This window comes from Janthinobacterium violaceinigrum, assembly GCF_009208555.1.
GTDB classification, from domain to species: domain Bacteria; phylum Pseudomonadota; class Gammaproteobacteria; order Burkholderiales; family Burkholderiaceae_D; genus Janthinobacterium; species Janthinobacterium violaceinigrum.
Window position 1 is genome coordinate 1 of the sequence record NZ_WFLI01000054.1, and the last position, 14,953, is coordinate 14,953.

At 63.6% G+C, this 14,953-nt stretch carries 13 protein-coding genes; 9 read left to right on the forward strand and 4 right to left on the reverse strand.

Going from position 1 to position 14,953, the window contains the following annotated elements:
• From virB10 to GCN75_RS26800, 5 genes are all read left to right on the forward strand, one after another.
• Positions 1 to 740: type IV secretion system protein VirB10 (virB10, locus tag GCN75_RS26780; protein ID WP_193317672.1), on the forward strand; the 740-nt coding region annotated here is incomplete at its 5' end.
• Position 741: 1 nt separating this feature from the next.
• A complete protein-coding gene (gene virB11 / locus GCN75_RS26785) occupies positions 742 to 1,770 on the forward strand; it encodes a P-type DNA transfer ATPase VirB11 (RefSeq protein WP_152285064.1) in 1,029 nt (342 codons plus the stop codon).
• A complete protein-coding gene (locus GCN75_RS26790) occupies positions 1,767 to 5,468 on the forward strand; it encodes a type IV secretory system conjugative DNA transfer family protein (RefSeq protein WP_152285065.1) in 3,702 nt (1,233 codons plus the stop codon). Before virB11 ends, GCN75_RS26790 begins: the two co-directional genes overlap by 4 nt.
• A complete protein-coding gene (locus GCN75_RS26795) occupies positions 5,452 to 6,207 on the forward strand; it encodes a TraX family protein (protein ID WP_193317673.1) in 756 nt (251 codons plus the stop codon). The genes GCN75_RS26790 and GCN75_RS26795 overlap by 17 nt, the downstream gene beginning before the upstream one ends.
• Positions 6,208 to 6,315: 108 nt before the next feature.
• Positions 6,316 to 6,516 (forward strand): hypothetical protein, encoded by a 201-nt coding sequence (locus tag GCN75_RS26800; protein WP_152285067.1) that lies wholly within the window; start codon positions 6,316 to 6,318, stop codon positions 6,514 to 6,516.
• Positions 6,517 to 6,525: 9 nt separating this feature from the next.
• Here GCN75_RS26800 and GCN75_RS26805 read toward each other — a convergent pair whose 3' ends face one another.
• Together GCN75_RS26805 and GCN75_RS26810 are read right to left on the reverse strand one after the other, a co-directional pair.
• Positions 6,526 to 7,161, reverse strand: coding sequence for an Hpt domain-containing protein (locus tag GCN75_RS26805; protein WP_152285068.1), 636 nt, complete (start codon positions 7,159 to 7,161; stop codon positions 6,526 to 6,528).
• A 108-nt stretch (positions 7,162 to 7,269) separates the two neighbouring features.
• Positions 7,270 to 8,226, reverse strand: coding sequence for a CAP domain-containing protein (locus GCN75_RS26810; protein WP_319633310.1), 957 nt, complete (start codon positions 8,224 to 8,226; stop codon positions 7,270 to 7,272).
• A gap of 243 nt (positions 8,227 to 8,469) precedes the next feature.
• Here GCN75_RS26810 and pssA point away from each other — a divergent pair, with 243 nt between their 5' ends.
• Positions 8,470 to 9,210, forward strand: coding sequence for a CDP-diacylglycerol--serine O-phosphatidyltransferase (gene pssA / locus GCN75_RS26815; protein ID WP_226941593.1), 741 nt, complete (start codon positions 8,470 to 8,472; stop codon positions 9,208 to 9,210).
• 3 nt (positions 9,211 to 9,213) lie between these two features.
• Here pssA and GCN75_RS26820 read toward each other — a convergent pair whose 3' ends face one another.
• Together GCN75_RS26820 and GCN75_RS26825 are read right to left on the reverse strand one after the other, a co-directional pair.
• Entirely contained in the window at positions 9,214 to 10,140 is a 927-nt protein-coding gene (locus GCN75_RS26820; RefSeq protein ID WP_152285069.1) for an aldo/keto reductase, read from the reverse strand.
• A gap of 55 nt (positions 10,141 to 10,195) precedes the next feature.
• Entirely contained in the window at positions 10,196 to 10,759 is a 564-nt protein-coding gene (locus GCN75_RS26825) for a TetR/AcrR family transcriptional regulator (RefSeq protein WP_226941591.1), read from the reverse strand.
• Between the two features lie 228 nt (positions 10,760 to 10,987).
• On the opposite strand from GCN75_RS26825, the gene GCN75_RS26830 reads away from it, so the two are divergent.
• Genes GCN75_RS26830 through GCN75_RS26840 form a run of 3 tightly spaced genes read left to right on the forward strand, consistent with a single transcriptional unit; the run spans position 10,988 to position 14,918 of the window.
• Positions 10,988 to 11,680: a gluconate 2-dehydrogenase subunit 3 family protein gene (locus GCN75_RS26830; protein WP_152285070.1), complete on the forward strand. Its 693-nt coding sequence runs from the start codon at positions 10,988 to 10,990 to the stop codon at positions 11,678 to 11,680.
• A gap of 38 nt (positions 11,681 to 11,718) precedes the next feature.
• Positions 11,719 to 13,506 (forward strand): GMC family oxidoreductase, encoded by a 1,788-nt coding sequence (locus GCN75_RS26835; protein ID WP_152285071.1) that lies wholly within the window; start codon positions 11,719 to 11,721, stop codon positions 13,504 to 13,506.
• 14 nt (positions 13,507 to 13,520) lie between these two features.
• Positions 13,521 to 14,918 (forward strand): cytochrome c, encoded by a 1,398-nt coding sequence (locus GCN75_RS26840; protein WP_152285072.1) that lies wholly within the window; start codon positions 13,521 to 13,523, stop codon positions 14,916 to 14,918.
• Positions 14,919 to 14,953 lie beyond the last annotated feature (35 nt).

The following is a 14,953-nucleotide window of genomic DNA, read 5'->3' on the forward strand; positions in this document are numbered from 1 at the left end:
CGCCGCCGCCTTCGCTGATGGCGCCGGCGGCGCCAGCTGGCACAGCCGGCGGCATGCTGGCCGGCACGACGCCGCAAAAGCGGCCCGCCACTGTGCAGGAATTCGCCGCCCAGCAGGCGCTGTCGGGCGCTCTGACGGCGACGGCGCAGGCCAGCGCCGCCAACCTGGGAAACCGCTCCTATCTGCTGGCGCGCGGCTCGGTTATCCCTTGCGTGCTGGAGACCCAGCTGGTGTCGAATATCGGCGGCAGTACCAGCTGCATTCTGCCGCAGCATGTGTATTCGGATGATGGCAAGGTGTTGCTGCTGGAAAAAGGCAGCACGATTACGGGCCTCTATCAGAACAACGTGCGTACCGGCGACGCGCGCATCGCCATCCTGTGGCAGCGCATCAAGACGGCCACGGGCGTGGTGATCGATGTCGATTCGCCTGCAGCCGACCAGCTTGGCGTGATGGGTGCGCCGGGCGTGGTCGACAACCATTGGATGGAACGCATCGGCGCCGCTTTCCTGCTGTCGCTGGTGGAAGATGCCGTGGCGATCCAGGTGGCCAAGAACAGCCAGGGCGGCAATGGCGGTTATGGTGCCAGCGTCAATGCCACGACCACGATGTCGGAGAAGGTACTCGACTCGACCATCAATATCGCCCCGACGCTGTATAAGAATCGCGGCGACCGGCTGATGGTGTATGTGAGCCGCGACCTGTGGTTTAACAACGTTTACAACATTAGGCAGCGCTGACATGAGAGATGAACTGGGTGGCGCCTTGCGCCACGATGCTTCGGTCCAGGTATTCCTGGAACCGCTGGCCGAGTGGCTGCACGATAACGATGTGACCGAGATCGCTGTCAATGCGCCGGGCACGGTATGGGTGGAAAAGCATTCGCGCTGGAGTTCGCATGCCTGCCCGGAGGCCAATGTCCGCCTGCTGAAAGCGCTGGGCACGGCCGTGGCCACGTATTCGAACCAGAAATGGGATGCCAGTACGCCCATCCTGTCGGCTTCCATGCCCGACGGCTCGCGGATACAGCTGGTGATGCCGCCGGCGGTCAGCGAAAACTGCTATTCGCTGACCCTGCGCAAGCCGTCCTTCATCACGCGCAAGATCGATGATTTCGCGGCAGCGGGCCTGTTTGCCCGGATACGGCCCATGCAAACGGCCTTGAGCGGCGCCGAACAACGCTTGCTGGCCTTGCTCGAAGCGCGCGACTACGAACAGTTCCTGCGCCTGGCCGTGCGGGAACGCAGGAACATCGTGGTGGCTGGCGCCACCGGTTCGGGCAAGACCACCTTCATGAAGGGGCTGGTGCACGAGATTCCCAAGGAGGAGCGCATCATCACCATCGAGGACGTGCGCGAACTTTTCCTGCCGCACGAAAACTGCGTGCATCTGCTGTACAGCAAGGGCGGGCAGGGCAAGTCGAATGTGCGGCCCAAGGACTTGCTGGAAAGCTGCCTGCGGATGAAGCCGGACCGCATCCTGCTGGCCGAGCTGCGCGGCGACGAGTGCCTGTACTACGTGCGTAATGCCGCGTCCGGCCACCCGGGCAGCATCACCAGCTGCCATGCGGGCACGCCGGCGCTGGCTTTCGAGCAGTTGGCCATCATGATCCAGGATTCGCCGGGCGGTGCCAACCTGACCTTCGATGTCATCAAGCGCCTGCTGGTGCTGACCATCGATATCGTGGTGCAGTTCGAGAACCGGGTGGGGGAGCGCTTCATCAGCGAAATCTATTACGATCCCCGCAAAAAACTGGAGGCCATGCAATGAAGCCATCGCGTACGCGCCGCATCCTGCTGATCTGTGCCGGCGTGCTGGGGGTTCTGCTGTTGCTGGCCCTGGCCAACTACCTGGCTGGTGCCATCCTCTTTCTCAGTTTCGGCGAAAATCCCGCGCGGGCGCACTTTTTCACCATCGAACAGGCGTACCAGGCCGCTGACGACGCGCGCACCTTGCGCAAGGTCAAGGGCAGTATCGTGATCGCCTTTCTACTGAGCCTGGTCGCGCCGGCCGGCGTGGCGATGCTGCTGCGCCGGGAAAATAGCGACCTGTTCGGCAAGGCGCGCTTTGCCAACCGCGACGATATCCGCCAGGAAAAGCTCGATGGCCCGAAGGGCGTGGTGATCGGCAAGTTCCAGGACAAGCTGCTGCGCCTGGGAGGCTATGACTTCGTCCTGCTGGCGGCGCCTACGCGTACCGGCAAGGGCGTCGGTTTTTGCGTGCCGAACCTGCTGCAGTTCGAAGATTCGGTCGTGGTGCTCGACATCAAGGGAGAAAACTACAATCTCAGCTCCGAATTCCGGCGCCGCTACATGGGCAACGAGATCGTGTACTTCAACCCGTTTTCGGAAGATACGCACCGCTGGAATCCCCTGTCCTACGTCTCGCGCGACTTGAATTTTCGCGCCAACGACCTGATGGCGCTCGCCTCCATCGTCTATCCTCCAAACGAAAAGGAGCCGTTCTGGCCCGACTCGGCCAGGAACCTCTTCGTCGGCATAGGACTGATGGTGCTGGAAACGCCGGAACTGCCGAAGACCATCGGCGAAATGCTGCGCCAGGCATCGGGCAAGGGCGATCCCATCGAAACCTATCTGGGCAAGGTGCTGGCGGCGCGCGCAGCCAGTGCGCATCCGCTGTCGGTGTCCTGCCGCGACGCGCTGAACCGCTTCATCGGCGCCGGTGAAACCGCGCTCAAGGGTATCGTCGCCACCTTCACGGCCGCGCTGACACCGTTTGCCAATCCCGTTATCGACAAGGCCACCTCGGCCGACGATTTCGATCTGCGCGACGTGCGCAAGAAGAAGATGTCGATCTACCTGAACATTCCTGCCGGCGAAGTCCTGCAGGCTGGCTTCATCGTCAATATGTTTTTCTCTCAGCTGATCAATGAAAACGTCAAGGAACTGCCGGAGCAGAATCCCGACTTGAAATACCAGTGCCTGATGATGCTCGACGAGTTTACCGCCATGGGCAAGGTGGCCATCATCGCCAAGGGCGTCGGCTATATGGCTGGCTACAATATGCGGCTGGCTATCATTATCCAGGACAAGACCCAGCTCGATTCCGTGTACGGCAAGGAGGATGCGCACAATATCGTCAGCAATATGGGCGCTGTCATCTATTTCACACCGTCCCAGGTCAGCGAGGCGGAAGAATACTCCAAGATGATCGGCAACGATACCGTCAATTCCTATAGCACCCAGCATTCGCAGGGCAGCCTGTTCGGGCTGAAGGGCCAGGGCGGCGACAGCAAGACGGCATCTTACCAGTCGCGCGCCGTCATGCTGCCGCAGGAGCTGCTGGGCATGAGCAAGGAAGCCCAGCTGGTGGTGCGCTCCGGCATTCCCGTCATCAAGGCCGACAAGATACGCTATTTCAGCGATCCCTATTTCAAGGAGCGCTTCGAGGCGGTGCCGATGCAGACGGTGGCGATCGGCGGCGAAAAGCGCAAGGTGCCAGTGCCCGTGCCGCGTCCCCGTGGCGACTGGGCGGCGTACCAGCAATCGATCGCCACCAGCGATTTCTATATCCTGCCTGCCGCCCCGGCCACGGCGGCTCCCGCCAGCGCGGCGCCGGCGCTGGCACCGTTGCCGGTACAGAAGGCGACGCCGCGGAAAATATTGCCGCCGCCGGGCGCCGCGGCGGCCAGCGCCTATGCCGATGCCGCGCTGCTGTACTGGCACGCCGCCCTGGATGGCGAACGCATAGAGGACGATGCGGCGCTGGTGGTCCTCGACCTGGCACCGGCGCGCGGCCAATTCTGCTGGCAGCTGTTCGCCAGCCTGCGCCAGCGCATCGACCATGGTGCTTCCGGCTTGCAGCGCTTCCAATACATTGCCTGTGCGGTCGATGCGGAGCAGGAGGCCATGCTGAAATCGCATCCCTATCTTGAGGAACTGGCGGACGAGGAAGAGTTCTTCGTGTTGCGGCGGGAGCAGCTGCTGACCGCATCGTCGGCCATGTTTGCGAACCAGGCGCTGGTGGTCGTGGCGCATGAATGGGCCGCCGCACTGGTGCAGCCTTGCCACGTTCCGGCGGACGGGGACGATTTCCCCGCGCCGCTCGACGCGCTTGCCGACATGTACCTGCAGCGCATGCCGGGAACCTCGGTGGCGTTTCCGCTCGCCGCCATCGCCAGCGTGGAGGCACTGGCCAGTCTTGGCGACGATCATTTCATGCTGCTGGCGTCGGATATCGCCGTCGATGATGAACGCGCGATCAGGCTGGGCGCCTTTGCCGGTGCTGGCGGGACGTCGGTCTTGCCTGCCAATTATCATGCGCTGGCGTGGCACTTGCGCAGCGCTGGTGCTGCGCTCTGGCAGGAAGCCGGAACGGCTGAGGATGCCAGCTTGCTGCTGGCTCTGGCTGGCGCCGGGGCGAACGATGACGGGCTCCTGCGGCAACTGCGCGCCCTGCTGGCCGGCGTGCATGCGGGGCATTCCCTTCAAGCTGGCGTTGCCGCCGGCACGGGAGCGGCGGCGCTGGCGGCACTGCAGCGCAGTTGCCACGATCCGGCCTGTCTCGAGGCCATGCTGCCGGCGCTGCAGGATGCGCACCGCGCGCTGCCTGCGCCGCAGCTGGCGCAATGGCGCCAGGCGCTGGGCCTGGTGTGGGACATGTACTTGCCGCAGCCGCAAGCGGTGGCGTTCCAGCTGGACCTGGCGCAGCTGGCGCTGACGGTCGGCAACCTTGGCGTGGCGCGCGAAGCGGCCGAATACGCATCGCAGCATGACACGCAGGCCGCAAGGAGCAGGGATATGCTGGCCCAGGTTGCGGAGCATTGCGGCCGCAGCGATGAAGCCATGGGCGCGCTGCGCCGCCTGCTGGAACTGGTGCCCGAGCATCAGACTGCGCGCGGCAGGCTAGCGGCGCTGGAACAGCGCATGCAGCAGCAGGATGCCTTGCCATGGTACCGGCGCAGCCTGGCGCAGAGCGGATCGTTGTGGCTGGAGCCTCTGGGGCTGCAGCATGACGAGGCGCTGGCACGCATAGACGGCGATGGCGGCAGGATGGCGCTGGACGGCGAGCACATCGCCTGTGCCCTGATGCATGAACGCTGGGGACTGGTGGGTATCGCCGCGCTGCGACAACCGGCCGCCGGCGCCTATCTTGATCTCTGGGTGGCAGAGAGCTTCCGTGGCCGGCGTTACAGCGTGACCGGTGGCCGCAGCCTGCTGCGCATGGTGCGCGCTACGCTAGACATGGTGGAAATTTTTGCCGTCACAGGGGCGGATGCGCAGCAGGCCCGCCGCATGCTGGACAGTCTCGATTTCCGCTGCCTGGACGAGGCTGGCGCGCCGGCAGCGGATGCGCGGGTGGAGACGCTCTACTACCTGGGCGAGGAGGCCGATGATGCGTCGATCCGGCAACGCCTCGCGGGAGCACCCGCCGGCGCCACGCCGTCCATGGCGGCCGTGCCGCTGGAGCCTGTCTGCCCGGAGGAGGTCGATGGCATCGTCGCCTGACCGCTGCGGCATGGCGGCACATCCGGGCCTGGAAGCTGCGGCACCGGCGCCGCCCGGTCTGCGCATCGCCGATGGCGCACTGGAAATCCTGAAGTGGCTGGCGCTGGCCGCGATGACGCTGGATCACGTCAATAGCTACCTGTGGCAGCAGCGCGATCCGGCACTGTATGCCATCGGCAGGCTGGCGCTGCCCCTGTTTGCCTTTGTCCTGGCGTACCACCTGGCCCAACCGGGCGCCCTGGCGCATGGCTTGCCGCGGCGCGCCATGTCGCGGCTCGCTGCTGCCGGCCTCTGCGCTGCGCCCGTGTATGCGGCGTTGCTGCCGCCAGGCCACGGCTGGTGGCCGCTCAATATCATGTTCACCCTGGCTGTGGCTACTGCCATTGCATGGCTGACCGGGCAAGGCGGCAGGTGGCGTCCAACTGCCGCGTTGGCGCTCTTTGCTTTCGGCGGGCCCTTGCTGGAATTCTGCTGGTTCGGCCTGGCGTGCTTTTTGGGGGGCTGGTGGTTTTGCCGCCGTCCCGGCGTACCGTCCTTGCTGGCCTGGCTCGCGGGTTGCGCCAGCCTGTATGCCATCAACGGCAATCACTGGGCGCTGGCCGCCGTCGTGCTGATCGCGGCCAGCGCCATACTGCCTTTCAGGCTGCCGCGCGCGCGCTACTTTTTTTATGTCTACTATCCCCTTCATCTCGCCGTGCTGCTGGCCTTGCGCGTGGCGGGACTTGGTTCCCCTGTGTGATCCTTTGCCCGGCAAGCATGGCCGCCGTTGAGAAATGTCATGGGCTTCAAACTGCGTTGACGTAATCTTGCTGAGCGGCCTTGAAGTGCCGCTAGGAAAGGAAGCGCCATGGACAGCAAACAGCCGGACGTCGTGGTATGCGCGGATGAGGCAGTGGCGCGGCCATTGCCCGCCATGCCGGAATTGATCGCGACCTTGCCGCCGAAAGGCGCGTGCTGGTATTGCGACAAGCCGCTCGACGCCGTGCGCCGCTTTTGCGGCAAGAGTTGCGGCATGGCTTACGCGGAAGAGGCGCAATACCACCCCTGAATCTGGAGGCTAGCGGCGGCGCAGCAGCGCCGCGAGTGCGCCGTCAAAGTCGAACTCATGCGCAGCGGCCGCCACTTCCTGGTAGACGTGCACGCCCAGGCTGGCGGCCAGCAGGCTGGCCGAGTTTTCCAGGATGTCGATGGCCGCGCCATCGCCTTCGCGCAGATGGCTGGCCAGGCGCGCCAGCAGCAGCTGGATGGCGGGCGCGGCCGGGTCGGGCGCCACGTCCTGCGCCGCCGTATGGGTGGCTTCCGGCGTGCCTAGCATGCTGCTGACCGCGCCCAGCAATTGATCCTGCGCCAGTTCCAGCTGCAGCATCTGCTGGGCCAGGTCGGGCGCCTGCGCGCGCAGCGCCGATTCCAGGGTTGCCGACAGGCCGTGCACGTGGCGCGCACCGATCATGCCGGCGGCGCCTTTCAGGGTATGCGCCTTCAGGCGCGCATTGGCATAGTTGCCCGCGTCGAATTCGGCGCGGATCTGGCACGGCGTGGTGCCGTGGTCATGCAGGAAGCGGCGCAGGATTTTCAGGTACAGGAGGCGGTCGCCCATGATGCGGCCCAGTCCGTTCTCGACATCGAGAATGCGGACCATGTCGGATGCCGCAACGGCAGCATCATCATCGCAGGTGGCGTGTGGTTTCATCATGCCCGGTGTGCGCAGAGCCCCAAAACGTGTCAATGGCAGTAAAGCAGGAACTGCTATTTTACATCCAGTCGTCCTCGACACTGCGCCCGTTTGGCGGCCGCCTGCCGCCTAGCGCGTCGTGAAGGACCAGGTGCGCGTGACGCTCGCGCCATTGACTTTGCCGATGAAACTCACGTCATAGGTGGTGCCCGCCAGCAGGGGGGCCAGCGGGATGATGGCGGCCACCGAGCGCGATGTATTAATGGCATCGGTCTCCTTGCTGAGCAGGCGTACCGCCAGGTCCGCACTGGCGCCACGCTGGCGCACGGTGAACGCAGTCACGCCGAGGGTGGCGTCGAAGTTCGCATGGACGCTGATGGGGTAGCCGACCACATCCTGGTTGGGCACGGGATCGGGCGTCTCTTCATCGCTGGAGAAACTGGTGGCGACCTTCAGCTGTCCGTTGAACGGATAGCTGATGATCTGTCCGGCCGGCAAACCGGGACCGTAGCGGGTGTTGCCCGCAAAGTCGGTGGTGAAGTAGGCGTAGCCGCTGTTGTTGACGGCAGAGCCGGCCCCCCCTTCCTTGAACACCGGTTCGAAGATGACGAAGCGGTGATACACGGCCGTGATCAGGTTTTCCGCCATGTAGAAACCGGAGTTGGTCGTTATGCCCGCGATGACTTCGCCCCAGGTGGACGTGACGACATAGCCTGACGCGCTCAGGCGGTCAAAGGGGGTTTCGCCCGTAAAGCCGGGTTTGCCCTTGATTTGACTGTGCGCCACCACGTTGTTGCTGTTCAGATAGTTGGAATGGCCGAGTGCCGCATTGTCGATCAGGCTATTGCGCACCAGCGGGCCCAGGCCGATCTGGCTGCGCCGGTAATTGATCCAGTTGAAGCCATCCGTGGCGATATTGTTGCTGAGGGCTGGGGCGCCCGGCTCCTCCGTCAACTGTTTTGCCGCCGTGGCGCTGCTCAGCGAAGTGTTGCCGCCACTATCGCTGCCGCCGCCGCAGGCGCTCAGCAGTGCAACGATCAGGAGGGCGGGAAGGGTGTGTGTCCAACGCGATAACGAGGCAATCAAGCTGACTCCTGTCTGGTGGGGGGCTGTAAAACGATTCTAAGGCATTTTGATCTGCCGTAGAGCATCCCTGAAAAGATATGCTGCGTGCTCGTGCGCGGACGGTGCCGTAGCCGCGCAGGGTAGAATGGGCATAGTGCGGCGTTTGCCGCTGCATTGCCTCATTCCTGATTTCTTTGATTGCCCACAAATTTGAACACATTGCCCAAGTCGCGCCTGCAGCGCGCCAAATACGCCTTGCCCAGCATGGTGACTTTGCTTTCGATAGCCTGCGGTTTTGCCAGCATCGTCATTTCCGTCGATAACGCCGCCGTGGGCGACGCGGATGCCTACCGGCTGGCGGCGGCGCTGCTGGTGCTGGCCGGGGTGTTCGACGCGCTCGACGGCTATGTGGCGCGCCTGACGAACACCAGCTCGCAGTTCGGCGTGCAGCTCGATTCCATCGCCGATGTGATGAATTTCGGCTGCGCCCCGGCCGTGCTGCTGTATTGCTACGGCTTCGTGCAGATGGGCGTGCACGATCCGCTGCTGCTGCGCTTTGGCGGCATGGCCAGCTTCTTCTTCGTGGCCTGCGGCGCCATGCGCCTGGCGCGCTTCAATGTGAACGTGGGACGCACCGATCCCCTGTATTTTGTCGGCATGCCGATCACGGCCGGGGCCGCCTGTGTGGCGGCCGTGGTGGTGGCCTGGCCGGCGCCCATCGATTCCATGCTGCACAGCTATCTGCTGATGCTGCTGCTGGTGGGCGTGGGCAGCCTGATGGTGTCGACCTTGCGTTTCCCCAGCTCCAAGCAAAAGAAAAGCCTGGCCGCGCTGCTGGTGCTGATCGTGGCCATCGCCTTGCTGGTGTGGCTGAAGACCAGCTTTTTCGCGCTGTTCTTCGCCGTGTATATCGGCGCCACCCTGCTGCTCAACCTGGCGTGGTACCTGGGCTGGCGCGGCATTGCGTTGCCGCAGGTATTTAATGATCCGGATGAGATTGACTAAATCTTAGGCAACCTCGTGCCCGCGCGCGGCGCGCAGGATGGCGAACCAGTCGCTGCGGCTGAGCGTGAATTGCGTGCCTTCCACGGCCACGCCCACGGCCTCGATGCGGCCCGAGCCCGTCAGCGGCAAAGGGCGGCATGGCAGTTGCATGATCCAGGCAAACACCACGCTGGCAAACGGGCGCTGCAGCTGGTCGGCGATTTGCTTGATGACATTGCGCAAGTTTTCCACATTCGCATCGCCACCCTGGAACAGCCTGCCGCCGGCCAGCGGCGACCAGATCATCGGCGCCACTGCCACATCCTGCAAGCCGTCGAAGGTTTCGTCGAACAGGGGCGCCACGTGCAGCGGTGAAAATTCCACCTGGTTCGTCACGAGGGGGAAACGCCGGTGCAGGCACTCGAACTGGTGGCGGCTGAAGTTCGACACGCCAAAGTGCAGCACCTTGCCATCCTGCTTCAATTGGCTGAAGGCGCCGGCGATCTCGTCGAAATCCATCAGCGGATCGGGGCGGTGGATCAGCAGCAAGTCCAGGCGGTCCGTGTGCAGCTGGCGCAAGGTGTGTTCCACGGAACTGGTGATGTGCGCCGCGCTCGTGTCGTAATGCTGGATGGCATGGCCAGGACGGTGCGGCGAGAGCAGCTTGATGCCGCACTTGCTGACCAGTTCCATCTTGTCGCGCAAGCCCGGCTGCAAGGCCAGCGCTTCGCCAAACAGGCCTTCTGCGCTGTAATCGCCATAGATGTCGGCATGGTCGAAACTCGAGACGCCCAGCGCCAGGCATTGCTCGATGAAGGCCAGGCGCTGCTGCGCCGACATATTCCACTCGCCGATGCGCCACATGCCGGCGACGATGCGCGACAGTTCGGGACCGTTGCTGCTTAAACGGCTGCGCGGCGCTTGCAGGCTGGCGGGAAATACATGGCTCATGGGCTGGCTTTCTGGTGGTGTGTGGAAGAACTCGCCACGATTATAGCCAGCTAATCTACAGCATGCTGCGGATAAAGCGGCAGCAACGCTCCTGCAAGGCAAGGTCCAGCTGGCCGCCCAGTTGCATCTGGTACACCAGTGCCGATTGCAGCATGAAGGCAAACAAACGCAGGTCGAGGTCGGCACGCACGCCGATGTTGACCAGGCGCTGTACCACCAGGGTGATCCACGGGGCGACGATCTGCTCGCGAAAGCGCAGCTGCGCGGCCGCATCGTTGTGGATCAGCACCAACAGATCGCAGGTGAAACGGCCGTCCGCGTTCAGGTTGTCGAAGATGCGCGCGCAGATCGCCTCGATCTCCTGGCCGTCCGGCATGTCGAGCGCGCGCTGCAGCTTTTCCGCCGTGCGCTTGACGAGCGCGTCGAGCAGCATGTCTTCGCGCCGCGGCCAGCGCCGGTAAATCGTCTGGCGCCCCACGCCGGCAGCGTCGGCCACCATCTGTATCGTCACCGCGTCCAGCCCATGCTCGCGCACCAGCATGACGATCGCCTCGAGCACCGCATCTTCCACGCCAGCCTTGCGCGGGCGGCCGCGCGGCGCTGCCTCATTTTTGATCATGTAATACCTGTCTCTGAATGTTTCTTTTAATTATGGTACGATGCGCACCGTAAATGCAAAGCGACTGCTTGTCAATCATGTTGGTCAATTAACCGACAGGTTGTTGCCCGCGCCCCGATACCGCAGTCATCTCTAGTGAAACCTGCAATCTCAGCGGCGCGTGCCCGCATTTTCTGTCTGACACCCACATCCATCACTGTGGCGGCTTGTGCCGCCTGAGGAAAACCTATGAAAATCATCGGGATTTCGCCCCATCGGCGTAACTTCTTGCGCAAGGCCGTCGGTGCCGCGCCGGCCGTGGCTTTGCTGGCCGGCGCCGGCGGCGGCCTGGCCATGGCCGTCTCCAAGGACCAGCCTGCCTATAAACCCCGCTTCTTCGACGCCACCGAATGGGCCACCCTGACGGCTCTGGTCGACCGCTTGATTCCGGCCGATGGCGAAGGGCCGGGCGCGCTGGAATCGGGCGCGCATGAATTCATCGACGCGCAGATGAATACGCCTTACGCGTATGGCGCGCTGTGGTACATGCAGGGGCCGTTCGTGCCCTCAATCGAACAGTTCGGCTACCAGTTCCACATGGCGCCGCGCGAGCTGTACAAGAGCGCCCTGGCCGGCGTGAACGCAGCCGTCAATAAACAGTCGGGCAAGCCTTTCGTGCAGTTGAATGCGGCCGAGCGCGACGCCGTCATCACGCAATTGCAAAAGGGCACCCTGGACATCGGCGAAGTGCCGGCCAAGGTCTTCTTCAACCAGCTGCTGCAAAACACGCGCGAAGGCTATTTTTGCGATCCCGTGCATGGCGGCAACAAGGACATGCTGGCCTGGAAGATGGTGGGTTTCCCTGGCGCCCGCGCCGACTATATGGATTGGGTGGAGCAGTACGGCAAGAAATACCCGCTGCCCCCTGTTTCTATCGCATAAGACTTTTTGTACCAGATCAAAGAAAAAGAAAAACCATCATGAGTGATATCACACCAGATTTGAAAATGAAGCCTGTCGATGCCGTGATTGTGGGCTTCGGCTGGACCGGCGCCATCATGGCCAAGGAATTGACGGAAGCGGGCCTGAACGTGGTCGCGCTGGAACGGGGCGAGTACCGCGACACCTATCCCGACGGCGCCTATCCGAAGACCCTCGACGAGCTGACCTACATCCAGCGCAGCAAGCTGTTCCAGGATATGTCGAAGAGCACGTTTACCTTCCGCCACAGCATCACGGGCGTGGCCGTGCCCTACCGCCAGATCGGCGCGTTCAAACCGGGCACGGGCGTAGGCGGCGCGGGCTTGCACTGGTCGGGCATGCACTGGCGCGTCCTGCCGGAAGAGCTGCAGATCCGCAGCCACTACGAACGCCGTTACGGCAAGAAATTCATCCCCGAAGGCATGACGATCCAGGACTTTGGCGTGACCTACGCCGAGCTGGAGCCGCACTTCGATTTCGTCGAGAAAGTCTTCGGTACCTCGGGCCAGGCGTACAAGGTCAACGGCATCGTCGTCGGCGACGGCAATGTGTTCGAGGGCGACCGCTCCGACAATTACGCGCTGGCGCCGCAAAAAGTGCCGTACACGGCCGAACTGTTCCGCCGCGCGGCCAAGGCCGTCGGCTACCACCCGTTTGTCAACGCGTCGTCGAACGCGTCCGGTCCGTACACGAATCCGTACGGCTGCCAGATGGGACCGTGCAACTTCTGCGGCTTCTGCTCCGGCTACGCCTGCTACAACTATTCCAAGGCCTCGCCCAACGTCAACATCATGCCGGCCCTGCGCATGGTGGCGAACTTCGAGCTGCGCGCCAACTGCAACGTCGTGCGCATCAACCTCGACGGCAGCAAGAAGCGTGCAACGGGCGTGACCTATATCAATGCGGACGGCAAGGCCGTCGAGCAGCCGGCCGACCTGGTCATCGCCAGTGCCTTTGCCTACAACAATGCGCACCTGTTCCTGCTGTCGGGCATCGGCAAGCCGTATGACCCCGTCAGCAATGAAGGCGTGGTGGGGCGCAACATCGCCTACCAGATGATGTCCACCATCCAGACCTTCTTCAAGGAAGACACGAACACCAACCCCTTCATCGGCGCCGGCGGCACCGGCGTCGCGCTCGATGACTGGAATGGCGACAATTTCGACCATGGCCCGCTGGGCTTTGTGGGCGGTTCGCCCGCCTGGTGCAACCCGGCCGGCTCGAAACCGATCTCGGGCATTGCCACGCCGGACGGCACGCCCGCCTGGGGTTCGGCCTGGAAAAAGGCCGTCAAGAAGAGCTACCTGAACACGGTGTCCTTCGATTGCCACGGCGCCAACATGACCTACCGCGACTGCTATGTCGACCTCGATCCCACCTACACGGACAAGTATGGCCAGCAATTGCTGCGCTTTACCTTCGACTGGAAGGAAAACGACATCAAGATGAGCCGTTTCGTCACGGACAAGATGATGAAGGTGGCCGAAGCCATGAATCCGGAATCGATCAAGGTGTCCGTCAAGAACGTGGGCGACCACCTGGACTTGCGCAACTACCAGACCACGCACTGGGCGGGCGGCACGGCCATGGGCGCGGACCGCAAGACCAGCGTCGTCAACCGTTACCTGCAGAGCTGGGACGTGCACAACGTGTTTGCCGTCGGCTCCAGCGTGTTCCCGGTCGGCATCGGCTACAACCCGACGGGCCTCGCTTGCGCGCTGACCTACTGGTCGGCCAAGGCCATCCGCGAGCAATACCTGAAAGATCCCCGTCCCCTGGTCGCCTGATAAAGAACAAGAAGATGAACAACACATTCACCCATACCGTGGGCGCGCTGCTGCTGGCGCTTGCCTCGAGCGCCGCCTGGTCTGCCACCCCGGCCGCTGCCACCACCCCGAACGCCCAGCTGATACGCCAGGGCGAATATCTGGCCCGCGCGGGCGACTGCATCGCCTGCCATACGGCCGGCACGAAAGGCAAGCCATTTGCGGGCGGCCTGGGCATGGAAACGCCGATCGGCAAGGTGTATTCCACCAATATCACGCCCGATAAAAAGGCCGGTATCGGCGACTGGAGCTTTGCCGATTTCGACAAGCTGATGCGCACCGGCGTGACCAAGCACGGCTACACCGTCTATCCGGCCATGCCGTATCCGTCGTACTCGCGCTTGAGCGAAGCGGACATGCAGGCGCTGTACGCTTATTTCATGCATGGCGTGAAGGCGGACCCGACGCCGAACAAGGCGGCCGACATTCCCTGGCCCCTGTCGATGCGTTTCCCCCTGACCATCTGGCGCTGGGCCTTCGCGCCCACGCCGCAGCCGTACAAGGTGCCGGCGACGGGCGATGCGCAATTGCTGCGCGGCGCCTACCTGGTGCAGGGCCTGGGCCACTGCGGCGCCTGCCATACGGCGCGCGGCGTGGGCATGCAGGAAAAATCGCTGACGGACGCGGGCAACACGACGTTCCTGGCGGGCGGCGGCGTGATCGACGGCTGGTCCGTGCCCTCGCTGCGCAATGAGCATGGCGGCGGTTTGGCGCGCTGGAGCGCGGCGGAGATCGCCGAATTCCTGAAGACGGGCCGCAACAGCCATACGGCCTCGTTCGGCGCCATGAACGATGTGGTGGCCCATTCCATGCAGCACATGACGGATGGCGACCTGGCGGCCATGGCGAAATACCTGAAATCGTTGCCGCCATCGAATCCGGCCACGCCCGCCTTCGTGGCCGATGACAAGCTGGGCAAGCAATTGTTCAGCGGCATCGTCAATTCCACGGGCGCCCAGCTGTACCTGGACCGCTGTGCCGGTTGCCACCGTTCCGACGGCAAGGGCTACGACAAGGCTTTCCCTGCGCTGGCCGGCAATGCCGTGCTGCAGACGAATGACCCGACGTCGGCCATCAACATCGTGCTGTCGGGCGGTGCCGTGCCCGCCACGCGCACGGCGCCGTCGGCGCTGACGATGGCGCCGTATGCGGACATCTTCAACGATGAGCAGACTGCGCAGGTGGTGACCTTCATCCAGACCAGCTGGGGCAACCGCGGCACGCCGGTGACGGCGGCGCAGGTGGCCAAGGTGCGCAAGCTGTCCGTGCCGGTGGAAGCATCGCAGACGGAAGCGACGTTTGCGGCAGGCCGCCCGGGCACCTTCCCGCCCGTGGCGCGCAAGCCGCACCTGAAGGATGCGCCGCTGAAGTAAAGTGACGTAGCGCAAGACGAAAAAAATGCCCGCAG

Bases quoted from the DNA above. Each gene is read 5' to 3' on its own strand.
- GCN75_RS26825 (WP_226941591.1), bottom strand. From the start codon at position 10,759: ATGATCAAAAATGAGGCAGCGCCGCGCGGCCGCCCGCGCAAGGCTGGC.
- virB11 (WP_152285064.1), top strand. From the start codon at position 742: ATGAGAGATGAACTGGGTGGCGCCTTGCGCCACGATGCTTCGGTCCAG.
- GCN75_RS26835 (WP_152285071.1), top strand. From the start codon at position 11,719: ATGAGTGATATCACACCAGATTTGAAAATGAAGCCTGTCGATGCCGTG.
- GCN75_RS26840 (WP_152285072.1), top strand. From the start codon at position 13,521: ATGAACAACACATTCACCCATACCGTGGGCGCGCTGCTGCTGGCGCTT.
- pssA (WP_226941593.1), top strand. From the start codon at position 8,470: ATGGTGACTTTGCTTTCGATAGCCTGCGGTTTTGCCAGCATCGTCATT.
- GCN75_RS26805 (WP_152285068.1), bottom strand. From the start codon at position 7,161: ATGATGAAACCACACGCCACCTGCGATGATGATGCTGCCGTTGCGGCA.
- GCN75_RS26830 (WP_152285070.1), top strand. From the start codon at position 10,988: ATGAAAATCATCGGGATTTCGCCCCATCGGCGTAACTTCTTGCGCAAG.
- GCN75_RS26790 (WP_152285065.1), top strand. From the start codon at position 1,767: ATGAAGCCATCGCGTACGCGCCGCATCCTGCTGATCTGTGCCGGCGTG.
- GCN75_RS26820 (WP_152285069.1), bottom strand. From the start codon at position 10,140: ATGAGCCATGTATTTCCCGCCAGCCTGCAAGCGCCGCGCAGCCGTTTA.
- GCN75_RS26795 (WP_193317673.1), top strand. From the start codon at position 5,452: ATGGCATCGTCGCCTGACCGCTGCGGCATGGCGGCACATCCGGGCCTG.
- GCN75_RS26800 (WP_152285067.1), top strand. From the start codon at position 6,316: ATGGACAGCAAACAGCCGGACGTCGTGGTATGCGCGGATGAGGCAGTG.